Genomic DNA, 21444 nt, shown 5'->3' with positions numbered 1-21444 from the left:
TGTTGCTCCATTAACGATGGCTGGACATGAACTGTTTACAGCGCGCCGAATGCGGGTTGTCAAATACCTGCGCGGGCGTTCCTTGCTCCTCGACCAGACCCTGGTGGAGGAAAACCACTTCGCTGGAGACTTGCTTGGCGAAATTCATCTCATGGGTGACCAGCAGCATGGTGCGCCCCTCTTCGGCGAGCGAGCGAATTACTGCTAGCACTTCTTGTACCATTTCCGGGTCCAGCGCCGAAGTCGGCTCGTCGAAAAGGATCACCTTCGGTTGCATGGCCAGGGTGCGGGCGATGGCCGCACGCTGCTGCTGGCCGCCGGACAGCTGGTTGGGATAGACGTGACGCTTATCAGCGATGCCGACCTTGGCCAGTAGTGCTTCGGCAATTTCCGTGGCTTCTGCCTTGCTCTGGCCAAGCACCCGGCGTGGCGCTTCGATGATGTTGTCGAGCACGCTCATGTGCGGCCAGAGGTTGAAGTTCTGGAACACGAAACCTAGTTTGCTGCGCATTCGGTTGATCTGCTTGGCGTCAGCCGCAACCAGATCACCGTCTTTGGCGCGCTTGAGCTTGAGCTGTTCGCCGGCGACCAGAATCTCGCCTTCGTGGGGGTTTTCCAGCAGGTTGATGCAACGCAGAAAGGTGGATTTTCCCGAACCCGACGAGCCGAGAATGGAAATGACGTCACCGTCGTGCGCCGTCAGCGAAATACCTTTGAGAACCTCCAGCTCGCCGTAGCGCTTGTGCAGGTTGCGGATTTCCAGTGCAGGTATGGCCTCGGCCATTGAACTTCCTCTTGTCAGGCCTGTGCTTCAGCCGGCCTGATTCCGTATTGATGCGCTCCGGCTGACTGCTCGCCATCCTGGCGGGCGCAAACCTAGCATGGGCGAGGGCCGGCGCCAAGCGTGATGCCTTTGTCATGAGCGTGACTGGCTGGTCACTTTACCTGGGCGTCGGATCGGTCGCGGCAGATCGCCTTTACCTATATAGATGAGTTTGCACGGTTTGGCCGCATCAGGTTTCGGTTTTGTCCGAGGGCTCGATCAGCCGTAAGGCTATGGATAAGCGGCTTCTAGCCGATAGCGGCGCAAAATCCTGGGTACGGTGCCGTCGGTAATGGCTCCATCCAGAGCCTGCTCGAACGCCTGGAACTGTTCTTCGCTGACTCGCTTTCGCGAAAGGCCGATACCGTAGTAGACCACCGCCAGCTCGCCTGCCTCGCGTAGACCGTGGAGTTCTTCGTCTTCGATCAGGTGCCAGGCGACGTCCTGATTTACCACCGCGAGCCCTTCCTGACCAAAGCGCTCGGACTGCAACATGTTCAGCAGACGTCGGTTGTTCAAGGTCATGTGGATGCGCACATCTGCGATGGACTTGAGGCGTTCGGACAATAGCCAGGACGTGCCGGATGGCCCGTAAACCCCAACCGTGCGGCCGGCCAGATCATTCGGGCCGGAGAAGACGAAGTTGCTTTCGTCGCGGGCGAAGACGCTGTAACGAGAGGTCACCAGCATTCGGCTGATATGAAATTCGCGTTCGCGGTCGGGGGAGCGGACCACGGTGAATATGCCGTCCGCTTCACCCTGTTCGGCCATCCGTAGTGCCCGCTGCCAGGGGTGCAGCATGATCGTGCATTCCCGGTCGAGACGTGCACAGACACTTTGCACGATCTCCACCAGAGGTCCGCCCGCCATTACGCCGGTCTCAAGGCTGCCGAGGTCTTCGGCGGGGTGAGTGAAGGGTGGGAAATCCTCGGTCACGAATGCCCACTGCTCAGCCATCGCCGGCGCAACAGCCAGCATCGCCCAGATCGAGAGGGTCGAGAATAGTCTCCGCACTGCGTTGCGCTCCCTAGCCAGCTTTATTTTTATTGGAGTAAGACGCTCACATGGCTATTTCATATCAGTCGATCCCGGCCTAGTCCAGAATTGCTGTGTGAAATGCGCGGGTGAAGTGCTGACAGGCAAAAAAACGCAGGCAACAAAAAACCCGCACTAGGCGGGTTTTTGCGAGTTTCGAATGGCTTTTCTGCACCACTCGAAACGAAAGAGTGGTGCCCAGGGACGGAATCGAACCGCCGACACGGGGATTTTCAATCCCCTGCTCTACCGACTGAGCTACCTGGGCAACGGGGCGCTATTAGACGGATTTGGCTTTTGACTGTCAAGCGCGGAATCGAAAATATTTAGCAGGGGCGGGCATTTAGCGCTGTGGGAGTCTTTGCACGGCAAAAAAAACGCCCCGGACGGGGCGTTTGGTGTTCTGCGACTACTCGCTGGGCGGAACGTAGCCCTCGGCCTTGGCGTAGTCCTCGCCGGAGAAGAACTTGTCCATCTCCTCCTGCAGGAACTTGCGGTCCTCGGCGTTCATCATGTTCAGGCGGCGTTCGTTGATCAGCATGGTCTGGTGTTTCTGCCAGTCTTCCCAGGCTTTTTTGGAAACGTTGTTGTAGATGTCTTCGCCTTTTGCGCCCGGATAGGGTGGGCGGTCGAGAGCGGGGAGTTCTTCTTTGTATTTTCGGCAGATCACGGTGCGGGTCATGAAATCTCTCCTGCGTTCAGTTCGGCTGCGGCGCGCTTGAGCAGCGTCTTTACTGGCGCTGCAAGCCCCAGTCGCGGCGGGGTGGCGAGGTTATACCAGAGCCAGTCGGCCTCAGCCACGGCGTCAACGGTCGATTCTACCCTGATCAGCCAGGGCTCGATGGTCAGCTGGAAATGGCTGAAGGTGTGGGTCAGGTCGGGCAGTTCGCGTTGCTCCCGAAGAGTCAGTGCATGGCGCTCGGCCAGGGGGGCGAGGGCGCTCAGATCATCCAGTTCGGGCAGGCTCCAGAGTCCTCCCCAGAGTCCGGTAGGAGGGCGTCGGTAGAGCAGGATGGCGCCTTCGTGGTTGGCCAGTAGCGGCATCAGGGTACGCTTGCGGGGTAGCGCCTTGCGTGGTTTGGGTACCGGGTAGTCGGTTTCGCGGCCGAGCAGATGGGCACGGCAGCCGCCTTTCAGTGGGCACAGCAGGCAGCTGGGCTTGCTGCGGGTGCAGAGCGTGGCGCCGAGGTCCATCATCGCCTGGGTGTAGTGGTTGACCCGCTGCTGCGGCGTGAGGCGCTCGGCGACTTCCCACAGTTGCCTGGCGACTTTCGGCTCGCCCGGATAGCCGTCCTGGGCGACGTAGCGTGCCAGCACGCGCTTGACGTTGCCGTCGAGGATGGGCGCGCGCAGTCCCATGGCCAGGCTGGCGATGGCGCCAGCGGTGGAGCGGCCGATGCCGGGCAGCTCTGCGAGTTTCTCTACGTCCTGCGGAAAGGCGCCACCATACTCTTCGACGACAATTTTTGCGGTCTTGTGCAGATTGCGCGCACGGCTGTAGTAGCCGAGGCCCGTCCACAGATGCAGCACTTCGTCTTCCTGGGCGGCGGCAAGGGCTTCGACGCTGGGCAGGGCGCTCATGAAACGGTCGAAATAACCCAGTACGGTGCTGACCTGGGTCTGCTGCAGCATGATTTCCGAGACCCACACACGGTAGGGCGTGATGCCCTGTTGCCAAGGCAGGTCCTTGCGACCGTGACGGTCGTACCAGTGCAGGACTGCCGCGCCAAATTCGTCGGGACTCATCGCTTGAACAGCCCCTTGATCGCGTCTTTAAGGTCGGGGCTGACCTTGTCGCCAAGCTTCTCTTCGAGCTTTTCGCTGAGCTTTTCACCGGCCAGGCGGGCGGCCACCTTGCCCAAAGCATCGTTGTCGAAGCGGCAGGCCTTGGCCCCCAGTTCCAGCGGGCCGCGGCAACGCAGTGGCCACTCGATGCCTTCGTAGCGCTCGTTGACCTGGCAGGCTTCGTCCGGCATCGCGCCCTTGTCGCCTTCGATGAGAATGCCGATGCGGTAGTCCATGCCGAGTACGCGCAAGTCCAGGTCACCGTTACCGTTGACTGTCAGGCCGGGAATGCTGGCCTTGAGATCGGGGTTGCTGGCTACACCGTTGCGCAGGGTGAGGTTGCCCTTCAGTTCGCGGAACGGCGTGTCCTTGCTGCGCGGTTCGCTGGTCAGTGGCTTGCGGTTGAGGGTGGCGATGGCGCGGCACAGCTGCTGTTCGAGGTTGGCATCGACGAGGATGCCATTGTCGAGGACGAAACCGACCTTGCCGTTGAGGTTGTCGACCCAGGCCTTCTGGCTATTGCCCTGGGTGCGGATGTCGCTGTCCAGGTTGAGCAGGCCCTTGATCGTGACCTGTTCGCCCTGGCTTTGCAGCAGGCGCTCCACCGGTACGCGGGCGATACGTGTCTGCGCGGTTAGCTGAGGAATATCCGGGCGAACATCGAGGCTGCCCGAGGCGTCCACGCGGCCGTTGTAGAGGCCGCCGGTAAGATTTTGCAGAGTTAGTAGGCCGCCGCCGGTGCGTGCCTTGAGGTTGAAGTTGTCCAGCGGCAGCTGCATCGCAGTAAGGCTGCCGATGGCAAGGTTGACCTGTGTGTCCAGGCTGCGCAGGGTCGCGATGGGCAGCACCGAGGCTTCACTCCAGGCTTGCTGGGTCGGCTTTTCCGGCAGTGGTGTGGTGCCGCTGCCGATGGCGGCTGTTTCGCTGGCTTTGACCTCGCTCTTGCGGCTCTGGGTAGCTGCATCCTTGCTCGGCGGCGGTAGATAGCGGTCGAGGTCCAGGCGGTCGCCCTTGAGATCTACCCGCAGAGCCTGCTTGGCGAAGTCGCTGACGCCAAGCTGACCAGTGAAGGTGCTGTCATCCAGCTTGAGGGTGAGATCGTCGAAGCTCAGGCTGTTGGTCGTGGCGTTCAGCCGGGTGATCAGTTCCGCCTTGCTCAGGGTGCTGCCGTCGGCCATGTCCGGGAGGCTCTGGCCGAGGCTGTCGAGGAACTCGCGCAGGTTGAAGGAGGCTATTGTCAGGGTGCCGCTGAGCGTTGGTTGGTCTTGCAGATTGCTGGCCTTGAGTTCGCCAAGCCCGCGCAACTGATTGGCGGTGAACTTGAGGCTGCTCCATTCGGCAACGTCTGCTGCCAGATCCGCCAGCAGCTGGCCCTGAGCGCTGAAGTTGAGGGTCTTGCCTTGCAGGGGCTCGCCGGAGGCTTCGCCGCTCAGGCGCAGGTCTTCGAGCTGGTAGCGCTGCAGCTTGTTGTCGAAGCGCAGGCTGCCCTGCAGTTCGGTGCGCGCGCGCATGACCGGTTTGTTGCTGCCAAAAAAAGCGTTGAGTTTGAGCGGGATCGGCTCTCCCTCGCGGATGGCGCCGGTGGTCAGCTCGATGCCTTCGGCGCTCAGATGCTGGCCGCTCTGGGCATCCTGATAGGTGACGCGCGCATCCTTGACAGTCAGGCTGTCGATGTCGAGTTGCAGCGGGCGGCTGGCCTTGCCAGGTTTGGATTCGGTTTCGGCAGTCGTGGTAGCGGGTTCTGTTGCCGTTTGATCCTGCTGCTGGGGTGGCTGGCCGATGCCTTCCCAGTTGCCCGTGCCGTTTTCATCGCGCGTCAGCGTCAGGTTGAGCCCATTGAGGGTGATATCGCTCATCTGCACTTCGCGGCGTAACAGCGGCATCACGCGTACGGAAAGGCCGAGCATGCGCAGGTCGGCGAGCGGCTGCTGTGGTGTGCTGGCGCTGGCAAGGGTAGTGTCGTGCAGTTCCAGGCCCAGCCAGGGAAAGAGGCTCCAGCCGATGTCGCCGCGGATGTCCAGTTCGAGCCCGGCTTTGCTACGGGCCAGGTCGCGAATCTCATCCTTGTAGTCGTTGGGGTCGAACAGATGAGTCAGGGCAAAGCCCAGCGCGACGATGATCAGAAGCAACCCGAGGATTGCCAGGCCCAGGATTTTGCCGATCGCTTTCATGGACAAGTCCTTGATTTGGCGTGTTAGAGGAGTGGCGTGCTTGAAAGGGCCGAGTATAGCCCCGCAGGTTGCGCTGACCCGGGTTGGAACCCTACTGGAGCGGAACCAGGGTCAGGTGCATGCGTGCTGCCAGCGCCTGGGTTTCGAGCTGTTCGGCCGGGGCCGCCAGTTGCAGATCCTGTCCTGCTTCGGCTGCCATGCGCTGCGCTTCATCGAGGATGCGCCTGCCGACTCCTCGCCTGCGGGTAACCTTGCGTACGCACAGGTGTGACAGCTGCCAGTGCCGAGTGTCGCGTCGCAACAGAGCTGCGCCGAGCAGACGATCATTGAAGCGCCCGGCGATCAGGCTGCCGTCGGCCAGCGCGGCCTGGATCAGCGCCTCGGCATCGGCGTGGGGCGCCAGCAGCCAGGCGGGGGCGTCGGCGAAGATTTTCGCCAGATCGAGAAGGTCCTGCGAGCTGGGTTCGGTGAGGGTTTCTACGAATACGGGCATGCTGACCTGAGGACTTTCTGAAAATTGCCACAAGCATAACCCCGCAAACCTTCCCCCGCACGAAGGCGGCTGCCCTGCAGGCGGCGGGCTGATACCCCCTCGCGGGATTTGGGCCTATAATGATGACCTTTTTTTGCACGATCAGCGGAGCTGTTGATGTCCGAACGTACGGCGTTTGTCGAACGCAACACCCTGGAAACCCAGGTCAAGGCCAGCATCAATCTGGATGGCACTGGCAAGGCCCGCTTTGCCATAGGCGTGCCTTTTCTCGAGCACATGCTCGATCAGATTGCCCGTCATGGTCTGATCGATCTGGATATCGAATGCAACGGCGACACCCACATTGACGATCACCACACCGTGGAAGATGTCGGCATCACCCTTGGGCAAGCGTTCACCAAGGCCGTCGGCGACAAGAAAGGCATGACCCGCTACGGCCATTCCTATGTGCCGCTGGATGAAGCGCTGTCGCGTGTGGTGATCGATTTCTCCGGGCGTCCGGGGCTGACCATGAATGTGCCCTTCACCCGCGCCACCGTTGGTGGCTTCGACGTTGATCTGTTCCAGGAATTCTTCCAGGGCTTCGTCAACCATGCTCAGGTGACCCTGCACATCGATACCCTGCGCGGCACCAACACCCACCACCAGATCGAAACGGTATTCAAGGCCTTCGGTCGCGCCCTGCGTATGGCGCTGACAGTGGATGAGCGCATGGCTGGCCAGATGCCGTCGACCAAGGGCTGCCTGTAATGCAGACCGTTGCCGTTATCGATTACGGCATGGGTAACCTGCATTCGGTTGCCAAGGCGCTGGAGCATGTAGGGGCCGGCAAGGTGCTGGTGACCAGCGATGCGCAGGTCATCCGTGAAGCCGATCGCGTGGTGTTTCCGGGTGTGGGCGCGATCCGCGACTGCATGTCAGAGATTCGCCGCCTGGGCTTCGACGAACTGGTGCGCGAAGTCAGTGTCGACCGCCCGTTCCTTGGCATCTGCGTCGGCATGCAGGCGCTGCTGGAGCGCAGCGAAGAGAACGACGGCGTTGACTGCATCGGCTTGTTCCCTGGCCAGGTACGCTTCTTCGGCAAGGGTCTGGAGGAGGATGGCGAGCGCCTCAAGGTGCCGCACATGGGCTGGAACGAGGTCAGGCACGCGAAAGACCATCCGCTCTGGCACAGCATTCCGGACATGGGGCGCTTCTACTTCGTCCACAGCTACTACGTCGAGGCCGGCAATCCGCGGCATGTGGTAGGTCGCGGCCATTACGGCAAGGACTTCGCCGCAGCGCTGGCCGATGGCTCGCGCTTCGCCGTGCAGTTTCACCCCGAAAAGAGCCACACCCACGGCCTGCAACTGCTGCAGAACTTCGCCGCCTGGGATGGCCGCTGGTAATGGGGCGGGCGAAGCTCAAGGCGCCGGTTCTGACGCTCGATGCTGCCCAGGAGCAGGCCGCACAGCAGATCATCAAGCGCTTTCTGGAAGATCGTTTCGAACTGGAGCTCGGCTCCTTCGAGGCGCAGGAAGTGCTTGATCTGATCGCCCGTGAAATTGCTCCGCTGTATTACAACAAGGCGATCTTCGATGTGCAGACACACCTGAAAGAACGGTTTGAAAGCATCGAAAGCGACTTGTGGGCGCTCGAAAAGAGCTGACCTTTAACCGATACCCGATTTGAACAGGTTCGAGCCATGCTGATTATTCCCGCGATCGATCTCAAGGATGGCGCCTGCGTGCGTCTGCGTCAGGGCCTCATGGATGACGCCACGGTGTTTTCCGACGACCCGGTGGCCATGGCGGCCAAATGGGTCGAGGCCGGTTGCCGCCGTCTGCATCTGGTCGATCTGAATGGCGCCTTTGAGGGCCAGCCGGTCAATGGCGAAGTGGTTACCGCCATCGCCAAACGCTACCCGAACCTGCCTATCCAGATTGGCGGCGGCATTCGTTCGCTGGAGACCATCGAGCATTACGTGCGCGCCGGCGTCAGCTACGTGATCATCGGCACCAAGGCGGTCAAGCAGCCGGAGTTCGTCGGTGAGGCCTGCCGGGCGTTCCCGGGCAAGGTGATCGTTGGCTTGGACGCGAAAGACGGTTTCGTCGCAACCGATGGCTGGGCTGAGGTTTCCACCATGCAGGTCGTGGACCTGGCGCGCCGCTTCGAGGCTGACGGCGTTTCGGCGATCGTCTACACCGACATCGCCAAGGACGGCATGATGCAGGGCTGCAACGTCGAGGCGACGGTAGCTCTGGCCAACGCCAGCAAGATTCCGGTAATCGCGTCCGGCGGTATTCACAACATCGGCGATATCCAGAAGCTGCTCGACACCAACACCCCCGGCATCGTCGGCGCCATCACCGGTCGTGCGATCTATGAGGGCACGCTGGACGTGGCGGAAGCCCAGGCGCTCTGCGACCTCAAGTTCAAAGACGAATAACCAGAGAGATCGGTCATGGCCCTCGCCAAACGCATCATCCCCTGCCTCGACGTGGACAACGGCCGCGTGGTCAAGGGCGTCAAGTTCGAGAATATCCGCGACGCCGGTGATCCGGTGGAGATCGCCAGGCGCTATGACGAGCAGGGGGCCGACGAGATCACCTTCCTCGACATCACCGCCAGCGTCGATAACCGCGACACCACGCTGCACACCGTCGAGCGCATGGCCAGCCAGGTTTTCATCCCGCTGACCGTGGGTGGCGGCGTACGCACCGTGCAGGATATTCGCAATCTACTTAATGCCGGCGCCGACAAAGTCTCGATCAACACGGCTGCGGTATTCAATCCCGAGTTCGTCGGCGAAGCGGCTGCGCGTTTCGGCTCGCAGTGCATCGTCGTCGCCATCGATGCGAAGAAAGTCTCCGCTCCCGGCGAGCCGGGCCGTTGGGAAATCTTCACCCACGGCGGGCGCAAGCCCACCGGGCTGGATGCGGTGGCCTGGGCGAAGAAGATGGAAGACCTTGGCGCTGGCGAGATCCTCCTGACCAGCATGGACCAGGACGGTGTGAAAAGCGGCTATGACCTGGGTGTGACCCGCGCCATCAGCGAAACGCTGAGCATTCCCGTGATCGCCTCCGGCGGGGTCGGCAATCTGCAGCACCTGGCCGACGGCATCCTCGAAGGCAAGGCTGATGCAGTGCTGGCCGCGAGCATCTTTCACTTCGGTGAGTACAGCATTCCCGAGGCCAAGGCCTATATGGCCAGCTGCGGCATCGTGATGCGCTAAGTGGTCGCGCCAGGCCCTCAGCAAATAGGGCCTGCTGCAGGCGAGGCTGTTGATCAATGGTGGCCGCATTGGCCGAGCCGGCTCTACGCGCTCGGTCAGTGCGGCCGCTTTGGTTTTGTGATGTGTGTCTCGTTTGCTGGCCCTGTCTCGGTTCGTTCGCGTTTCAGCTGCTAAGAATTAAACCTTGACCGATGCCTGGTTGGGGGAAGCAAAGATGTTGAAACGAATTCTGATTGCCACGATGTTGCTGTTCAGCACCGCAATGGCACGGGCCGAACTGCCCGACAACTACAAGCTGGTCCTGCTGACCGAGAATTTCCCGCCCTTCAACATGGCCGTGGATCAGAAGAACTATGCGGCTGAAGACAACGTTCAGGGTATCAACGCCGACATCGTCCGCGAGCTGTTCAAGCGCGCCGGAATCGATTACAGCCTGACGTTGCGCTTTCCCTGGGATCGTATTTACAAGCAGGTGCTGGAGCAGCCCAACTGGGGTTTGTTTTCGACCACCTTCACGCCTGAACGAGAGCCACTCTTCAAGTGGGTTGGGCCATTGGCCGAGACCGGCTGGGTCCTCCTGGCTCCGTCTGACAGCTCGCTACGCTTGACCTCGCTGGAGCAGGCGCGGAGCTACCGTGTAGGCGCTTACAAGAATGATGCGGTCAGTCAGCATCTGGAAAGCAACGGCTTCCAGCTGGACAACTCCCTGCGTGATCAGGAAAACGTCGACAAGCTGCTCAAAGGCCAGATCGACCTCTGGGCGACCACGGATCCTGTCGGGCCTTACCTGGCCAAGCAGCAAGGCGTCAGCGGGCTGACTACGGTAATGCGCTTCAATGAAGGCCAGCTGTATCTGGCGCTGAATAAAGGCACGCCAGATGAGGTGGTCAGGCGCCTGCAGGGTGCTCTGAACGAGATGAAAAAGGATGGCTCGATAGCTGCCATCCAGCGCCGCTATCTCTAGCGATAAGTGCCGTCGCACCCATGGGCAGCCATGGCGCGGTTGCCGCGCGTCGCAATCATCTGACCGATGTCCACCCAGTCGATGCCGCTGTTCTGAAGATGCGGCAGCTCGCGCTCCAGCAGCTCCAGCGTACTGCGGTGCGGATGGCCGATGATCACCACCGAACCCTGCTTGCGTGCCAGCGATATGGCCGCCGCGAACCGCTCGGCAACGGCTTCGGGGCTGGGATCGTCATCCAGAAAGATGTCCCGCGACAGGCTTGCCAGGCCGATCTCCTGGGCAGCCGCGGCGGCAACGGTCTTTGGGTTGGTGCGGCTGTCGATAAAGAACAGGTGGCGTTGTTGCAGCGACGCCATGAGGGCTGCCATGGGTTCTCGCTGGTCGGTCATCTGGCTACCCATGTGGTTATTCAGCCCGCTCGCGTGTGGCACCGCGGCAAGCGCGTTGTTCAGCCGGCGTTGCAGCTCTTCGGCAGGCAATTCAGGGCGCCAGGCGTAGGGCCCGCCTGCCGGAGCCATGGGCAGATGCAGCATCACCGTCTTGCCGACGCTATGGGCGCGCTGGGCCAGTGACGCGGCGTGGCGAGTATCCGGCAGAATCGCCAGGGCGACCGGGCCGGGCAAGGCCAGCACCCGTTCATCGCGGGCAGGGTTCTGCCCAAGATCGTCGATGATCAGTGCCAGGCGGGGCTTTTCCCGGGAAACTTCGTCGGCCCCTGGTGCGGCCTGGCACAGCAGCGGCAGCAGGCCGGCCAGCAGCCACAAGGATGCACGCAGCATCCTTATTTTCCGCGGGTGAGAGTCAAACCCTTGAGCAGGTTAAGTGCCTGGCTGAGCTGGTAATCGTCATCCTGGGGGCGCGGCTCGCCGGCGGCCTTGCTGCCGCTGGGGCGATCAGCACCGCCATTGCCGTTGCCCAGGTGGCCGGCCAGATCGGCTTCGCGAAGACCATCGGAAGCCTGCTCGCGGGTCAGCTTGGCGCGGGTCACTTCGATGTCCGGCTCGATGCCCTGGGCTTGGATGGAGCGGCCGTTGGGCGTGTAGTAGAGCGCAGTAGTGAGCTTGAGCGCGCGGTCGTTGTTAAGTGGCAACACGGTTTGTACCGAGCCCTTGCCGAAGCTGTCGGTACCCATCACCACCGCTCGTTTCTGGTCCTGCAGGGCGCCGGCGACAATCTCCGAAGCCGAGGCGCTGCCGCCGTTGATCAGCACGACCATGGATACGCCTTCACTGGCATCCGCCGGATCGGCATTGAAGCGCAGCTCGGAATTGGCGATGCGGCCCTTGGTGTAGACGATCAGACCCTTTTTGAGGAAATGGTCGGAGACCTCTACCGCGGCCTGCAGCACGCCGCCGGGGTTGTTGCGCAGGTCCAGGATCAAGCCGTTGAGTTTCTGGCCGTTTTCCTTGCGCAGTCGTGCCAGTGCCTTGCCCACCTCAGAGCCGGTGTTGACCTGGAACTGGGTGACACGCAGGTAGCCATAGCCTGGTTCGAGCAGCTGGCTCTTGACGCTGGTGACCTTGATGATTGCGCGCGTCAGTTTGACGTCGAAGGGCTTGCCGCCTTCGCGCACCAGCGACAGGTTGATTTCGCTGCCTGGCTTGCCGCGCATCATCCCCACAGCCTCGATCATCGACAGGCCCTTGGTCGGTTTGCCGTCGATCTTGACGATCAGGTCGCCAGCCTCGATGCCGGCTCTGGATGCGGGAGTGTCATCGATGGGAGAAACCACCTTGATAAAGCCGTCCTCGATACCGACTTCGATGCCCAGGCCACCGAACTCCCCGCTGGTGCTTTCCTGCAGCTCGGCGAAGGCTTCCGGCTCAAGATAGGCCGAGTGCGGGTCGAGATTGCTCAGCATGCCCTTGATGGCATTTTCCAGCAGGGTCTTGTCGTCAACCGGCTCGACATAGGCAGCCTTGATCCGGTCCAGCACCTCGGCGAAGGTGCGCAGCTCGTCGAGCGGCAGCGGTGCCCTGCCGGTGGAGGTGCCTTGTACCTCGGGCGCAGGTGCCATCTCAGCAGGTGGATGCTGGGCCCAGGCGCTGCCGTAAATGCCCAGCAGCAGGGCCAGGGTCAGCGTTGAAGGGCGGGCGAAGCGGCGCGGGTGAAGCATTGTCGAACTCCGGTTGTGAGAGTGCACTCGGCGGTTAACCTTGTGCGCGACACCATTGCGCCGGATCGCTGGGGCGACCCTGCTGGCGGATGGCGAAATACAGTGCAGCAGATTCCTGCCCGCCACTGTTTCCTACGGTGGCGATGGGGTCGCCAGCCTTGACGATTTCTCCAGCGTCACGCAACAGGCTTTGATTATGCCCGTATAGGCTCAGATAGCCGTTGCCGTGATCGAGGATAACCAGCAGGCCGGCACCGCGCAGCCAGTCGGCAAACACTACGCGGCCACCGTGTACGGCACGCACCTGCGTGCCGATAGCGGCACCGATCAGTACGCCGTCCCACTTGGTTCGAGCGTCGCCGCCGCGCGGAGTGCCGTAACCGGCGACAAGGCGCCCATCTACAGGCCATGGCAGCTTGCCCTTGGCGTTGGCAAAGGGGCCGCCGAAGCTTTCCCCGCCGCTGGATACGAGCTGGCCTGAAGGGGCTGTCGCTGAGCTGCCGGAGCGTTGCTGGCGGCGCTGTTCTTCGCGCGCTATGGCCAGGGCGCGCTGGCGCTGCTCCTCGGCTTCGCGGGCCTGACGGGCTAAGGTTTCCTCAATGGTCTTGAGCACGCGCTCAAACTGGGCCTGCTCCTGTTGGCGCGCCTTGAGCTTGCTGTCGCGGGTGGATAGATCCTTGTCCAGCTTGGCCAGGGTCTGCTGGCGCTGCTTGCGCACCTCGGCAAGTTCAGCCTGGCGCTGCTTCAGTCCGCTCTGTTGCTCACTTAGCGCTGCCTGTTGCTGCTCGATGCCGGTTTCGACCTTCGCCAGTTGGCGCAGGGTTTCGTTGAAACCTTCGAGCTGCGCGAAGCGCGCCTTGCTCAGGTAGTCGTAATAGGTCAGGGAGCGGCTGAATTTTTCCGGATTCTGCTGGTTGAGCAGCAGCTTGAGATATTCCTGACGACCGCTTTGGTAGGCCGCGCGGGCCTGGATGCCGATCAGGCGCTGTTGTTCGATGCGCGCGCCTTCGAGGGTGGTCTTCTCCTCGTTGAGGCGGTCCAGCTCGGCTTCGCTGCGGTCGATCTCTTGCTGCAGAGCGTCGACCTGCTTTTCCAGCTTGCCCATCTCGCTTTCGGTGGTCTGCAACTGTTTATGAACTGCAGATTTCTCCTGCTCGATCTGCTTGAGCAGCTTCTGCAGTTCGGCTACGTCCTTGCGGGCGGCCTCTATCTGCTTGCGGGCTTCTGCGCGCTCATCAGCCACGGCGGTGCCGAGCAGGCAGGATAATGCTAGGACGAGAAATAAGCGGGGCATGGGCGGGCGCAACCGAGAGATCGACGACCGCCGTAGTATGCCTAAAAAAACCGCCGCAAGCTGTAGGGTGGGTGCAGCCTGTCGATGGTGCGCGACGGCCATAGCGCAGCGGTGTGTTTCACCCACCCTATGACTTCAAGCTTTCAGTTCGACGATTGAGCGCCCGGTCATTTCTGCCGGTACCGGCAGACCCAGCAGGGTCAGCATGGTCGGCGCGACATCGGCAAGTACGCCGCCCTGGCGGATGCTGACCTCGCGCTTGCCAACATAGATGAACGGCACCGGTTCGCAGGTGTGGGCGGTGTGCGCCTGACCGGTCATGACATCTTCCATCTGCTCGACATTGCCGTGGTCGGCAGTAATCAATGCCTCGCCGCCGACCCGCTCCAGCGCTTCGACAATGCGCCCGACGCACTTGTCCAGGCATTCCACCGCTTTGACTGCTGCCTCGAACACGCCGGTGTGGCCGACCATGTCGCCGTTGGCGTAGTTGACGATGATCACGTCGAAGCGCTGATTGTCGATGGCGTCGACGATGCGGTCGGTGACTTCCGGCGCGCTCATCTCCGGCTGCAGGTCATAAGTGGCAACCTGCGGCGACGGGATCAGGATGCGCTCTTCGCCGACGAAGGGTTCTTCGCGGCCGCCGGAGAAGAAGAAGGTGACGTGGGCGTACTTCTCGGTCTCGGCGATGCGCAACTGGGTCTTGCCGTTGTTGGCCAGATACTCGCCGAGCACATTGGTCAGCGCTTCCGGGGCAAAGGCGGCCGGTGCGGGAATGCTCGCGGCGTACTGGGTGAGCATGACAAAGCCGGCCAGCTGCGGGGTGCGGGTGGGCTGGAATTCCTTGAAACCGGGCTCGACGAAGGCGCGGGTCAGCTCGCGCGCGCGGTCGGCGCGGAAATTCATGAATACCACGGCATCGCCATCTTCTACTCGCACTGGCTCGCCAATGCTGGTGGCTTTGACGAACTCATCGCTCTCGCCGCGCTCGTAGGCTGCGATCAAACCGTCCACAGCGTAATCGGACTGGAACTCGGCCTTGCCGTCGACGATCAGCTCATAAGCCTGCTGGACGCGGTCCCAGCGATTATCGCGGTCCATCGCGTAATAGCGACCGATCAGGCTGGCGATGCGGCCCTTGCCCAGGCGGGTGAAGGTGGCCTGCAGCAGTTCGATGGAGCTTTGCGCGCTCTTGGGCGGGGTGTCGCGGCCATCGAGGAAGGCGTGCAGATAGATCTTCTCGGCGCCGCGCTTGGCCGCCAGTTCGGCCATGGCCACCAGGTGATCCTGATGGCTGTGAACGCCGCCATCGGAGAGCAGGCCGAGGATATGCACGGCCTTGCCGTTGCTTGCCGCCTTGTCCACTGCCGCGCAGATGGCCGGGTTGGAGAAAAAGTCGCCGTCACGGATGGATTTGGTCACGCGGGTGAAGTCCTGATACACCACGCGGCCCGCGCCGAGGTTCATGTGGCCGACTTCCGAGTTGCCCATCTGGCCGTCGGGCAGGCCGACATCCATGCCGCTGCCGGAGATCAGCCCATGGGGGCGCGTGGCGCGCAGCTGGTCATAGACCGGCGTACTGGCAGCGTGTATGGCGTTGTACTCGGGGCTGTCGCTGTGTCCGAAGCCATCGAGGATGATCAGTACCAGGGGTTTGGGCGCGGCGGGCATTATCTGGCTCCTTGCACGAGGGGGCGCGAATAAGGGCGGCAATTCTACACGATTGACAGGGTTCAGCCGGCAACAGGGGCTGTGTATACTGCCGGGATTTTACCCTCCGGGAACCTTGTAGATGGTCGCTAACCTGATTGAATTTGCTTCTAACAACTTTGTACTGGTCAGTATCTTCCTGGCTCTGCTGGTTCTGCTGGCAATTACCGAAATGCAGAAGGGCGGCAAGAGCCTGGCCACTCGCGAGCTGACGGCACTGGTCAACCGCGACGAAGGCGTGGTCTTGGACGTGCGGGCCAAGAAGGAGTTCGACGCTGGCCATATCGTCGATTCATTGAACATTCCCCATGAAAAACTGGTCAGCCGACTGGGTGAGCTGGAAAAGTACAAGGCCAAGACGATCATCGTCGTCGACGCCATCGGCCAGCACTCCGGAGCGGCCTGCCGTGAGCTTAAAAAGGCGGGCTTTACCGCCGTTAAGCTGTCTGGAGGGATGTCCAGCTGGCGCGGCGACAATCTGCCAGTGGTCAAGTAAGCATGCCCGAAGTCGTCATCTATACCACCGCCTGGTGCCCCTATTGCGTGCGGGCCAAGAGCCTGCTGAAAAGCAAGGGCGTCACCTTTCAAGAGATCTCCGTGGACGGCAAGCCCGCCTTGCGCGCGGAAATGGCCCGCAAGGCTGGGCGCACTTCTGTTCCGCAGATCTGGATCGGAGACAGGCACGTCGGTGGCTGTGATGAGCTGCATGCACTGGAGCGTGCAGCAAAGCTGGATGCGATGCTAAAGGGCTGATCGGTCGAACCAGGCGTTCAACGATCTGCCAGGGGTGCCCGAACGCTGGGTTCGGGCGTGGAATCATTACAACAACGCACACAGCGAGAAGGCTTTCACATGACTGAACAAGCAAACACCGGCGCAGCTGCCGCTGAGCAGGAGCAGGGCGCACAGTTTTCCCTGCAGCGCATCTATGTTCGCGACCTGTCCTTCGAGGCGCCGAAGAGCCCCGAGATCTTCCGTCAGGAGTGGAACCCCAGCGTAGGGCTGGATCTGAACACCCGCCAGAAGTCGTTGGAAGGTGATTTCCATGAAGTGGTGTTGACCCTGTCGGTCACCGTGAAAACTGGTGAGGAAGTCGCCTTTATCGCCGAAGTCCAGCAGGCGGGGATTTTCCTGATCAAGGGCCTTGAGCCTCAGGCGATGAGCCATACGCTGGGGGCTTTCTGCCCGAACATCCTCTTTCCCTACGCTCGCGAAGCGCTGGACAGCCTGGTTACCCGCGGCTCCTTCCCGGCCCTGATGTTGGCGCCGGTGAACTTCGATGCACTCTACGCTCAGGAAATGGAGCGCATGCAGCAGGCTGCCCAGGCGCCCGCTACTCACTGATAACGCAATGCTGTGGCAGGGTGGAGCTTCGTAGCTGCCACCCTCTATCAGCCTGCAGCCTGTCAGCGCACCTTCACCACGAGTTTCCCCACGGCCTTGCGCTGCCCCAGCGTCTCGATTGCCCGGCCGGCCTGTTTCAGCTCAAAAGTCTGTGAAACCAACGGCTTGACCTTGCCTTCGGCATGCCAGGCGAACAGCTGCCTGAAGTTGGCGGCATTGTCGTGGGGCTGGCGCTGGGCGAAGGCGCCCCAGAACACGCCGATCAGTGCGGCGCCCTTGAGCAGGGGCAGGTTGGCCGGCAGTGCCGGGATCTCGCCGCCGGCGGCAAATCCCACCACCAGCATGCGCCCGTTCCAGGCAATGCTGCGAAACGCCTCCTCGAACAGCCCGCCACCGACCGGATCGTAGATCACATCCACGCCCTGTCCTTGGGTAAGTTCTTTCAGGCGTTCGCGCAGGCTGCACTCGCTGTAATTGACGAGCTCATCGGCTCCGGCATTTTTCGCGACCTCCAGCTTCTCGTCGGTCGAGGCGGCTGCGATCACTCGGGCGCCCATGGCCTTGCCGATCTCCACCGCCGCCAGGCCAACGCCGCCGGAAGCGCCGAGAACCAGCAGGGTTTCACCGGGCTGTAGATTGGCGCGCTGCTTGAGGGCGTGCATCGAGGTGCCGTAGGTCATGCCGAAGGCAGCGGCAGTGGTGAAGTCCATGGTGGCAGGAATCGGCAGCGTGTTCTGGCCGGCTACGGCAACCTGTTCGGCAAAGCTGCCCCAGCCGGTCAGGGCCATGACCCGGTCGCCGACCTTCAGGTGGGTAATGCTCTCGCCAACTGCGGTCACCACCCCGGCCGCTTCGCCGCCCGGGGAAAAGGGGAAGGGCGGTTTGAACTGGTACTTGCCCTCAATGATCAGCGTGTCCGGAAAGTTGACCCCGGCTGCATGCACGTCAAGCAGTACCTCGCCTTTCTTGATCGTGGGGCTATCGATTTCCTCGATAACGAGGTTTTCGGCGGGACCAAACGCTTTGCAGAGGACGGCTTTCATGGGGCTTCCTTATCGGTAGGGTTCGTTCGCCAGTCTAGAAGGGTGCTCCGCAGGCGCAACGAGCATGGTCTGCCGTGATGTACATACATAACAGGGCGGGCTTGGGTCTGCGTCTGGCTCTGGTTATGCTGGCGGTCGTTCTTTCCTGGAGTCTTCCCGTGACGCGCATTCTTGCTTTCTGTCTGGCCCTTGGGCTGTCAGTCCCGGCCCTGGCCGAAAAGGCCGCAGAGGATACGGTAGCGAAAACCATCTACTACACCCTAACGCCGGCGTTGGTAGGCAACTACGGTTCGGATGGGCGGTTGAAATACTACAAGGCCGACGTCGCTCTGCGCATTGGCAGCAGTGAGGCCGAAGCCAGGGTCAAGCATCATGAGCCGCTGATACGCAATCAGTTGGTGATGCTGTTTTCTCAGCAGACAGAGGCTAGCCTGAGCAGCGTCGAGGCCAAGGAGGCCTTGCGCAACGAAGCCCTTCAGCAGGTGCAGGCGGTGCTTACCCAGGAGGAGGGGCGTCCGCTGGTGGATGATCTTCTGTTTAACAACCTGATCATCCAGTAAGGGCTGATTGCCTCTTTAGCGCATGGCCAAGATGGCCAGCCACTGCGCCTCGCTGACGGGCATTACCGAAAGTCGATTGCCTTTTTGCACCAGTGGCATCTGCTCTAGCGCCGGTTCGGCCTTGAGCTGGGGGAGCGTCAGGAGCTGCTCGAAGCGCTCCACGAACTCAACGTCAACCGCGCTCCAGGGATTTTTCTGCTCACAGGCTTTGGCATCGCGGTAAGGGCTGTCCGGATCGAGGGCAGTTGGGTCTGCATAGGCCGTCCGCACGATGCTGCCGATTCCGGCGATGCCGGGCGTTGCACAGCTGGAGTGATAGAAGAAAAATCGGTCTCCCTCGTTCATCGCCCGCAGGAAATTGCGGGCCTGATAATTGCGCACCCCGTCCCAGCGTGCTCGGCCCATTTGTTCGAGATTTCGAATGGAAAATTCGTCAGGTTCGGACTTCATCAACCAGTACGGCATGCTACTTGCTTCCTGTTACTCGCTTGGAAGGTTCTCAAACGCAAAATTCCCCGACAATCGGTCCTAATGCGTGTTTGCACTGCATGGATGCATAGCGGAGAATGCCGCGCTTGAGGTGGTGGTGTCAGGCTTAAAACTAGAACGATACGGCCTGGCAGGGACTATTCGCCTTGAAGGGGGAGGCGAACAAATCATGAAACGCAAACCGGATATTCTTTGGGTTCTGGTGCTGGTGTTTGGCCTGGGCGTGGTTACCACGGGCTATACCCAGGGTCTGTGGGAGCGCTCTGACGACTCGGCGCAGGTCCCTATCAATCATTCCCAGCAACTCCATCAGCGCTGATCCGCTGTGCCGCATGGATGCGGCGTGCTACCTCTCTTCGGACGTTCTGTCCCGTTTCACGTACCAGCTTCTGTCAGTCACCGTCGCTTGCAGTTCGACATCCCAGCTGGCCAGCGGCAGGCGATCTACCTTCTGGCATTCATGGGCAAGGCCTAAAAGTGTCGGTTTGTGACTTTTTTTGCGCCTTGAGCGATACGCCAGGCTGCGATCATAAAAGCCCCCGCCCATACCCAGGCGTCCGCCGTGCTCGTCGAAGCCCACCAGCGGCATGAGCAGTATATCCAGCGTCCATACCGGTCGTTGCCGTGCAGGGCAAAACAGCGGCTCGGCAATGCCGAAGCGATTGGGCTTCAGGGTTTCGCCCGGAAGGATGCGCTGAAAGGCCATGCGGGTCCTCGGCCAGGCATTCAATACCGGAAGATAGGTGGCCTTGCCCATTCTCTGAGCGGCATGTAGCAAAGGCCGAGGGTCGATTTCGCCATCGTTGGGCAGGTACAGAGCGATATGTCGTGCGCGACGAAACAGCGGATGCTGTGCCAGCTGGCGATAAAGTCCTTGTGCGGCAATGCGCTGTTGAAGGGGGGAAAGATTACGGCGCTTCTGTCGCAACAGTCTGCGCAGTGCCGGGCGCGAAAGGCCTTCGGCGATGTTCATGAAAAAAGACTCCCCAGCATGCCGCTGCCCGCGTAGGCCCTTGAACCCGAGAGTTCAAGGTGGCGACTACAGGATACCTTAAGGCTTTCCGTCAGGCGGACATGCACACCGGCACCACATGTAGCCTCCAGGTTGTTGCTTATCGGGAGAGGGTCTTCGCCGACTGGCAAACATGCCAGGGAGGTGCGGGGATTATAGCGCAATATGTGAACCGTTCGTCAGTTGCCTGAGCTGTTCTGGTCGGCCAATGCGCTGTCGACGCGCTCAAGCAGCGTGCGCACATGCTCGCGGGCGCTGTTGGCCTCGGCGTCCAGGCGGTCATGCTTGTGCAGCAGTTCGTGAGTGATGTTCAGCGCAGCCATTACCGCAATGCGGTCGGCGCCTATGACTTTTCCGCTGCTGCGAATTTCCCGCATCTTGCGGTCAAGGTAGCTCGCGGCACCTTCCAGGTTGCTGCGCTCCTCTGGCGGACAGGAGATGCAGTACTCCTTGTCGAGGATATGCACGGTAACGGTGTTCGGCTGGTTCATGAGTCCTGCTCCAGAGCTTTCAGGCGCGAAATCATGGATTCGACCTTCACGCGGGCCATTTCGTTCTTTTCAATCAGTTGAGCGCGTTCCTCGCGCCACGCCTGTTCACTGTGCAGCAGCAGGCGATTCTGTACTTTCAACTGCTCGAGGTGCTGAATCAGCTGCTCCAGCCGGGTGCTCAGCAATTGCAGATCGGCGTCTTCCATGGGATATCCAGATGATTGAGGCGAATGCCGGCGGGACTCGCTTCGATGGTCTTGGCTCGTTCGCCGGTGCTAGGATACTAGGCCTTCATTCTAGACATTAGCGCCGCGGTGCGCCTAGCTGCCAATGCCCATTCAGAACTCGCCTTATGCTGCCTTCGCCACATTGTTGGCCAACACTCCACTGGCTGTTACCCCCGCCGAACTGCATGGTTTGCTGCTTGGCCGCAGCTGTGCCGGAGCCGGTTTCGACATCGACGCCTGGCTGCACGATGCCGGCGAACTGCTCGGTGGCGAGCCTGAGGAGTCGGTGCGCCAAGCCCTGATCGGCTTGCAGGAAATGGTCAAGGGAGAGCTGGCCGGCGACGATATCGCCATCGTCATGCTGTTGCCTTCCGACGATGCGCCGCTGGCCGAGCGCGCACTGGCGCTGGGGCAGTGGTGCCAGAGCTTTCTCGCCGGTTTCGGGCTGATCGCCGGTGACCGGGCGCTGAGCGCCGAAGCCATGGAAGTGCTGCAGGACATGGCCGCCATTGCTCAGGTGCAGGGTGGGCTGGAAGAGTCCGAGGATGGTGAAAGTGATTACATGGAGGTGATGGAGTACCTGCGTGTCGCGCCGCTGCTGCTGTTCGCCGAATGTGCCAAGCCGCTGGCGCCGACGGCCAAACCTTCCCTGCATTAAGGACCGCACTCG

General features: G+C 61.3%; 27 protein-coding genes, 1 tRNA gene and 1 other RNA gene. 12 read left to right on the top strand and 17 right to left on the bottom strand.

The window, feature by feature from the left end:
• Nucleotides 1–10: 10 nt before the first annotated feature.
• The 7 genes from BN1079_RS10645 to panM form a co-directional block, all read right to left on the bottom strand.
• Nucleotides 11–784, bottom strand: a complete 774-nt coding sequence (locus BN1079_RS10645; protein WP_037024253.1) for an ABC transporter ATP-binding protein — start codon at nt 782–784, stop codon at nt 11–13.
• A gap of 270 nt (nt 785–1054) precedes the next feature.
• Nucleotides 1055–1801 carry a substrate-binding periplasmic protein gene (locus BN1079_RS10640; RefSeq protein ID WP_037024251.1) on the bottom strand — a complete coding sequence of 249 codons (747 nt, stop codon included), beginning with the start codon at nt 1799–1801 and terminating at the stop codon, nt 1055–1057.
• A gap of 249 nt (nt 1802–2050) precedes the next feature.
• Nucleotides 2051–2126, bottom strand: a tRNA-Phe gene (locus BN1079_RS10635).
• 141 nt (nt 2127–2267) lie between these two features.
• On the bottom strand, nt 2268–2540 hold the full coding sequence (locus BN1079_RS10630; RefSeq protein WP_037024249.1) for an oxidative damage protection protein: 273 nt from the start codon (nt 2538–2540) through the stop codon (nt 2268–2270).
• On the bottom strand, nt 2537–3604 hold the full coding sequence (gene mutY / locus BN1079_RS10625) for an A/G-specific adenine glycosylase (RefSeq protein WP_037024247.1): 1068 nt from the start codon (nt 3602–3604) through the stop codon (nt 2537–2539). Before mutY ends, BN1079_RS10630 begins: the two co-directional genes overlap by 4 nt.
• Complete coding sequence (locus BN1079_RS10620; protein WP_037024245.1) at nt 3601–5814, bottom strand: AsmA family protein; 2214 nt, start codon at nt 5812–5814, stop codon at nt 3601–3603. Before BN1079_RS10620 ends, mutY begins: the two co-directional genes overlap by 4 nt.
• 91 nt (nt 5815–5905) lie before the next feature.
• The gene (gene panM / locus BN1079_RS10615; protein ID WP_037024243.1) at nt 5906–6307 is read right to left on the bottom strand and encodes an aspartate 1-decarboxylase autocleavage activator PanM; all 402 of its coding nucleotides are present in this window, start codon (nt 6305–6307) and stop codon (nt 5906–5908) included.
• Nucleotides 6308–6463: 156 nt separating this feature from the next.
• Between panM and hisB the strand changes: the two genes are divergently transcribed.
• From hisB to BN1079_RS10585, 6 genes are all read left to right on the top strand, one after another.
• A complete protein-coding gene (hisB, locus tag BN1079_RS10610; protein ID WP_037024241.1) occupies nt 6464–7057 on the top strand; it encodes an imidazoleglycerol-phosphate dehydratase HisB in 594 nt (197 codons plus the stop codon).
• Nucleotides 7057–7695, top strand: a complete 639-nt coding sequence (gene hisH / locus BN1079_RS10605) for an imidazole glycerol phosphate synthase subunit HisH (RefSeq protein WP_037024239.1) — start codon at nt 7057–7059, stop codon at nt 7693–7695. The genes hisB and hisH overlap by 1 nt, the downstream gene beginning before the upstream one ends.
• Nucleotides 7695–7955 (top strand): DUF2164 domain-containing protein, encoded by a 261-nt coding sequence (locus BN1079_RS10600; protein ID WP_037024238.1) that lies wholly within the window; start codon nt 7695–7697, stop codon nt 7953–7955. Before hisH ends, BN1079_RS10600 begins: the two co-directional genes overlap by 1 nt.
• A 36-nt stretch (nt 7956–7991) precedes the next feature.
• Nucleotides 7992–8735, top strand: a complete 744-nt coding sequence (gene hisA, locus BN1079_RS10595; protein ID WP_037024236.1) for a 1-(5-phosphoribosyl)-5-[(5-phosphoribosylamino)methylideneamino]imidazole-4-carboxamide isomerase — start codon at nt 7992–7994, stop codon at nt 8733–8735.
• 15 nt (nt 8736–8750) lie between these two features.
• Nucleotides 8751–9521 (top strand): imidazole glycerol phosphate synthase subunit HisF, encoded by a 771-nt coding sequence (hisF, locus tag BN1079_RS10590; protein ID WP_037024234.1) that lies wholly within the window; start codon nt 8751–8753, stop codon nt 9519–9521.
• A 214-nt stretch (nt 9522–9735) separates the two neighbouring features.
• Nucleotides 9736–10485, top strand: coding sequence for a substrate-binding periplasmic protein (locus BN1079_RS10585; RefSeq protein WP_037026783.1), 750 nt, complete (start codon nt 9736–9738; stop codon nt 10483–10485).
• On the opposite strand, the gene BN1079_RS10580 is transcribed toward BN1079_RS10585, so the two are convergent.
• The 4 genes from BN1079_RS10580 to gpmI form a co-directional block, all read right to left on the bottom strand.
• Nucleotides 10482–11264: a divergent polysaccharide deacetylase family protein gene (locus tag BN1079_RS10580; RefSeq protein ID WP_037024233.1), complete on the bottom strand. Its 783-nt coding sequence runs from the start codon at nt 11262–11264 to the stop codon at nt 10482–10484. The genes BN1079_RS10585 and BN1079_RS10580 overlap by 4 nt on opposite strands.
• Before the next feature lie 2 nt (nt 11265–11266).
• A complete protein-coding gene (locus tag BN1079_RS10575) occupies nt 11267–12601 on the bottom strand; it encodes a S41 family peptidase (protein WP_037024231.1) in 1335 nt (444 codons plus the stop codon).
• Between the two features lie 34 nt (nt 12602–12635).
• Nucleotides 12636–13895 (bottom strand): murein hydrolase activator EnvC family protein, encoded by a 1260-nt coding sequence (locus BN1079_RS10570; RefSeq protein ID WP_037024229.1) that lies wholly within the window; start codon nt 13893–13895, stop codon nt 12636–12638.
• Between the two features lie 135 nt (nt 13896–14030).
• On the bottom strand, nt 14031–15569 hold the full coding sequence (gene gpmI, locus BN1079_RS10565) for a 2,3-bisphosphoglycerate-independent phosphoglycerate mutase (protein ID WP_037024228.1): 1539 nt from the start codon (nt 15567–15569) through the stop codon (nt 14031–14033).
• Nucleotides 15570–15690: 121 nt separating this feature from the next.
• Between gpmI and BN1079_RS10560 the strand changes: the two genes are divergently transcribed.
• The 3 genes from BN1079_RS10560 (at nt 15691) to secB (ending at nt 16952) form a co-directional block, all read left to right on the top strand.
• Entirely contained in the window at nt 15691–16104 is a 414-nt protein-coding gene (locus tag BN1079_RS10560; RefSeq protein ID WP_037024226.1) for a rhodanese-like domain-containing protein, read from the top strand.
• 2 nt (nt 16105–16106) lie between these two features.
• A complete protein-coding gene (gene grxC, locus BN1079_RS10555) occupies nt 16107–16361 on the top strand; it encodes a glutaredoxin 3 (RefSeq protein WP_037024218.1) in 255 nt (84 codons plus the stop codon).
• Between the two features lie 99 nt (nt 16362–16460).
• On the top strand, nt 16461–16952 hold the full coding sequence (secB, locus tag BN1079_RS10550; RefSeq protein WP_037024217.1) for a protein-export chaperone SecB: 492 nt from the start codon (nt 16461–16463) through the stop codon (nt 16950–16952).
• A 62-nt stretch (nt 16953–17014) separates the two neighbouring features.
• Here the strand turns inward: secB and BN1079_RS10545 are convergent, their stop codons facing one another.
• On the bottom strand, nt 17015–17995 hold the full coding sequence (locus BN1079_RS10545; RefSeq protein ID WP_037024215.1) for an NADPH:quinone oxidoreductase family protein: 981 nt from the start codon (nt 17993–17995) through the stop codon (nt 17015–17017).
• Between the two features lie 125 nt (nt 17996–18120).
• Between BN1079_RS10545 and BN1079_RS10540 the strand changes: the two genes are divergently transcribed.
• Nucleotides 18121–18555 carry a flagellar basal body-associated protein FliL gene (locus BN1079_RS10540; RefSeq protein WP_171819333.1) on the top strand — a complete coding sequence of 145 codons (435 nt, stop codon included), beginning with the start codon at nt 18121–18123 and terminating at the stop codon, nt 18553–18555.
• A gap of 15 nt (nt 18556–18570) precedes the next feature.
• Here BN1079_RS10540 and BN1079_RS10535 read toward each other — a convergent pair whose 3' ends face one another.
• The gene (locus BN1079_RS10535; protein WP_037024214.1) at nt 18571–19020 is read right to left on the bottom strand and encodes an EVE domain-containing protein; all 450 of its coding nucleotides are present in this window, start codon (nt 19018–19020) and stop codon (nt 18571–18573) included.
• Between the two features lie 193 nt (nt 19021–19213).
• Between BN1079_RS10535 and BN1079_RS17720 the strand changes: the two genes are divergently transcribed.
• Complete coding sequence (locus tag BN1079_RS17720; protein WP_171819299.1) at nt 19214–19363, top strand: hypothetical protein; 150 nt, start codon at nt 19214–19216, stop codon at nt 19361–19363.
• 27 nt (nt 19364–19390) lie between these two features.
• Here the strand turns inward: BN1079_RS17720 and BN1079_RS10530 are convergent, their stop codons facing one another.
• The 4 genes from BN1079_RS10530 to BN1079_RS10520 all read right to left on the bottom strand — a co-directional run bounded on the left by BN1079_RS10530 (nt 19391) and on the right by BN1079_RS10520 (nt 20753).
• Nucleotides 19391–20017 carry a 5-formyltetrahydrofolate cyclo-ligase gene (locus BN1079_RS10530; RefSeq protein ID WP_037024213.1) on the bottom strand — a complete coding sequence of 209 codons (627 nt, stop codon included), beginning with the start codon at nt 20015–20017 and terminating at the stop codon, nt 19391–19393.
• Between the two features lie 6 nt (nt 20018–20023).
• Nucleotides 20024–20202, bottom strand: a non-coding RNA gene (gene ssrS, locus BN1079_RS17375) — 6S RNA.
• A gap of 33 nt (nt 20203–20235) precedes the next feature.
• The gene (locus BN1079_RS10525; protein ID WP_037024212.1) at nt 20236–20547 is read right to left on the bottom strand and encodes a cell division protein ZapA; all 312 of its coding nucleotides are present in this window, start codon (nt 20545–20547) and stop codon (nt 20236–20238) included.
• The gene (locus BN1079_RS10520; protein ID WP_037024211.1) at nt 20544–20753 is read right to left on the bottom strand and encodes a TIGR02449 family protein; all 210 of its coding nucleotides are present in this window, start codon (nt 20751–20753) and stop codon (nt 20544–20546) included. Before BN1079_RS10520 ends, BN1079_RS10525 begins: the two co-directional genes overlap by 4 nt.
• A gap of 124 nt (nt 20754–20877) precedes the next feature.
• On the opposite strand from BN1079_RS10520, the gene BN1079_RS10515 reads away from it, so the two are divergent.
• Nucleotides 20878–21432 (top strand): YecA/YgfB family protein, encoded by a 555-nt coding sequence (locus BN1079_RS10515; protein WP_037024210.1) that lies wholly within the window; start codon nt 20878–20880, stop codon nt 21430–21432.
• The last annotated feature ends 12 nt before the right edge of the window (nt 21433–21444 follow it).

Source organism: Pseudomonas saudiphocaensis (assembly GCF_000756775.1).
Taxonomy (GTDB): Bacteria; Pseudomonadota; Gammaproteobacteria; order Pseudomonadales; family Pseudomonadaceae; genus Stutzerimonas; species Stutzerimonas saudiphocaensis.
This window is presented reverse-complemented; position numbering and strand designations above follow the sequence as displayed.

Excerpts from the sequence above, each read along its gene's own strand:
- BN1079_RS10535 (WP_037024214.1), bottom strand. The coding sequence starts at position 19,020 with ATGCCGTACTGGTTGATGAAGTCCGAACCTGACGAATTTTCCATTCGA.
- BN1079_RS10560 (WP_037024226.1), top strand. The coding sequence starts at position 15,691 with ATGGTCGCTAACCTGATTGAATTTGCTTCTAACAACTTTGTACTGGTC.
- grxC (WP_037024218.1), top strand. The coding sequence starts at position 16,107 with ATGCCCGAAGTCGTCATCTATACCACCGCCTGGTGCCCCTATTGCGTG.
- BN1079_RS10515 (WP_037024210.1), top strand. The coding sequence starts at position 20,878 with ATGCCCATTCAGAACTCGCCTTATGCTGCCTTCGCCACATTGTTGGCC.
- gpmI (WP_037024228.1), bottom strand. The coding sequence starts at position 15,569 with ATGCCCGCCGCGCCCAAACCCCTGGTACTGATCATCCTCGATGGCTTC.
- BN1079_RS10640 (WP_037024251.1), bottom strand. The coding sequence starts at position 1,801 with ATGCTGGCTGTTGCGCCGGCGATGGCTGAGCAGTGGGCATTCGTGACC.
- BN1079_RS10620 (WP_037024245.1), bottom strand. The coding sequence starts at position 5,814 with ATGAAAGCGATCGGCAAAATCCTGGGCCTGGCAATCCTCGGGTTGCTT.
- BN1079_RS10540 (WP_171819333.1), top strand. The coding sequence starts at position 18,121 with ATGCTGGCGGTCGTTCTTTCCTGGAGTCTTCCCGTGACGCGCATTCTT.
- BN1079_RS10575 (WP_037024231.1), bottom strand. The coding sequence starts at position 12,601 with ATGCTTCACCCGCGCCGCTTCGCCCGCCCTTCAACGCTGACCCTGGCC.
- hisA (WP_037024236.1), top strand. The coding sequence starts at position 7,992 with ATGCTGATTATTCCCGCGATCGATCTCAAGGATGGCGCCTGCGTGCGT.
- panM (WP_037024243.1), bottom strand. The coding sequence starts at position 6,307 with ATGCCCGTATTCGTAGAAACCCTCACCGAACCCAGCTCGCAGGACCTT.
- BN1079_RS10520 (WP_037024211.1), bottom strand. The coding sequence starts at position 20,753 with ATGGAAGACGCCGATCTGCAATTGCTGAGCACCCGGCTGGAGCAGCTG.
- BN1079_RS17720 (WP_171819299.1), top strand. The coding sequence starts at position 19,214 with ATGAAACGCAAACCGGATATTCTTTGGGTTCTGGTGCTGGTGTTTGGC.
- BN1079_RS10585 (WP_037026783.1), top strand. The coding sequence starts at position 9,736 with ATGTTGAAACGAATTCTGATTGCCACGATGTTGCTGTTCAGCACCGCA.
- BN1079_RS10530 (WP_037024213.1), bottom strand. The coding sequence starts at position 20,017 with ATGAACATCGCCGAAGGCCTTTCGCGCCCGGCACTGCGCAGACTGTTG.
- BN1079_RS10600 (WP_037024238.1), top strand. The coding sequence starts at position 7,695 with ATGGGGCGGGCGAAGCTCAAGGCGCCGGTTCTGACGCTCGATGCTGCC.
- BN1079_RS10580 (WP_037024233.1), bottom strand. The coding sequence starts at position 11,264 with ATGCTGCGTGCATCCTTGTGGCTGCTGGCCGGCCTGCTGCCGCTGCTG.
- secB (WP_037024217.1), top strand. The coding sequence starts at position 16,461 with ATGACTGAACAAGCAAACACCGGCGCAGCTGCCGCTGAGCAGGAGCAG.
- BN1079_RS10545 (WP_037024215.1), bottom strand. The coding sequence starts at position 17,995 with ATGAAAGCCGTCCTCTGCAAAGCGTTTGGTCCCGCCGAAAACCTCGTT.
- BN1079_RS10645 (WP_037024253.1), bottom strand. The coding sequence starts at position 784 with ATGGCCGAGGCCATACCTGCACTGGAAATCCGCAACCTGCACAAGCGC.
- BN1079_RS10570 (WP_037024229.1), bottom strand. The coding sequence starts at position 13,895 with ATGCCCCGCTTATTTCTCGTCCTAGCATTATCCTGCCTGCTCGGCACC.
- mutY (WP_037024247.1), bottom strand. The coding sequence starts at position 3,604 with ATGAGTCCCGACGAATTTGGCGCGGCAGTCCTGCACTGGTACGACCGT.
- hisB (WP_037024241.1), top strand. The coding sequence starts at position 6,464 with ATGTCCGAACGTACGGCGTTTGTCGAACGCAACACCCTGGAAACCCAG.
- BN1079_RS10525 (WP_037024212.1), bottom strand. The coding sequence starts at position 20,547 with ATGAACCAGCCGAACACCGTTACCGTGCATATCCTCGACAAGGAGTAC.
- BN1079_RS10630 (WP_037024249.1), bottom strand. The coding sequence starts at position 2,540 with ATGACCCGCACCGTGATCTGCCGAAAATACAAAGAAGAACTCCCCGCT.
- hisF (WP_037024234.1), top strand. The coding sequence starts at position 8,751 with ATGGCCCTCGCCAAACGCATCATCCCCTGCCTCGACGTGGACAACGGC.
- hisH (WP_037024239.1), top strand. The coding sequence starts at position 7,057 with ATGCAGACCGTTGCCGTTATCGATTACGGCATGGGTAACCTGCATTCG.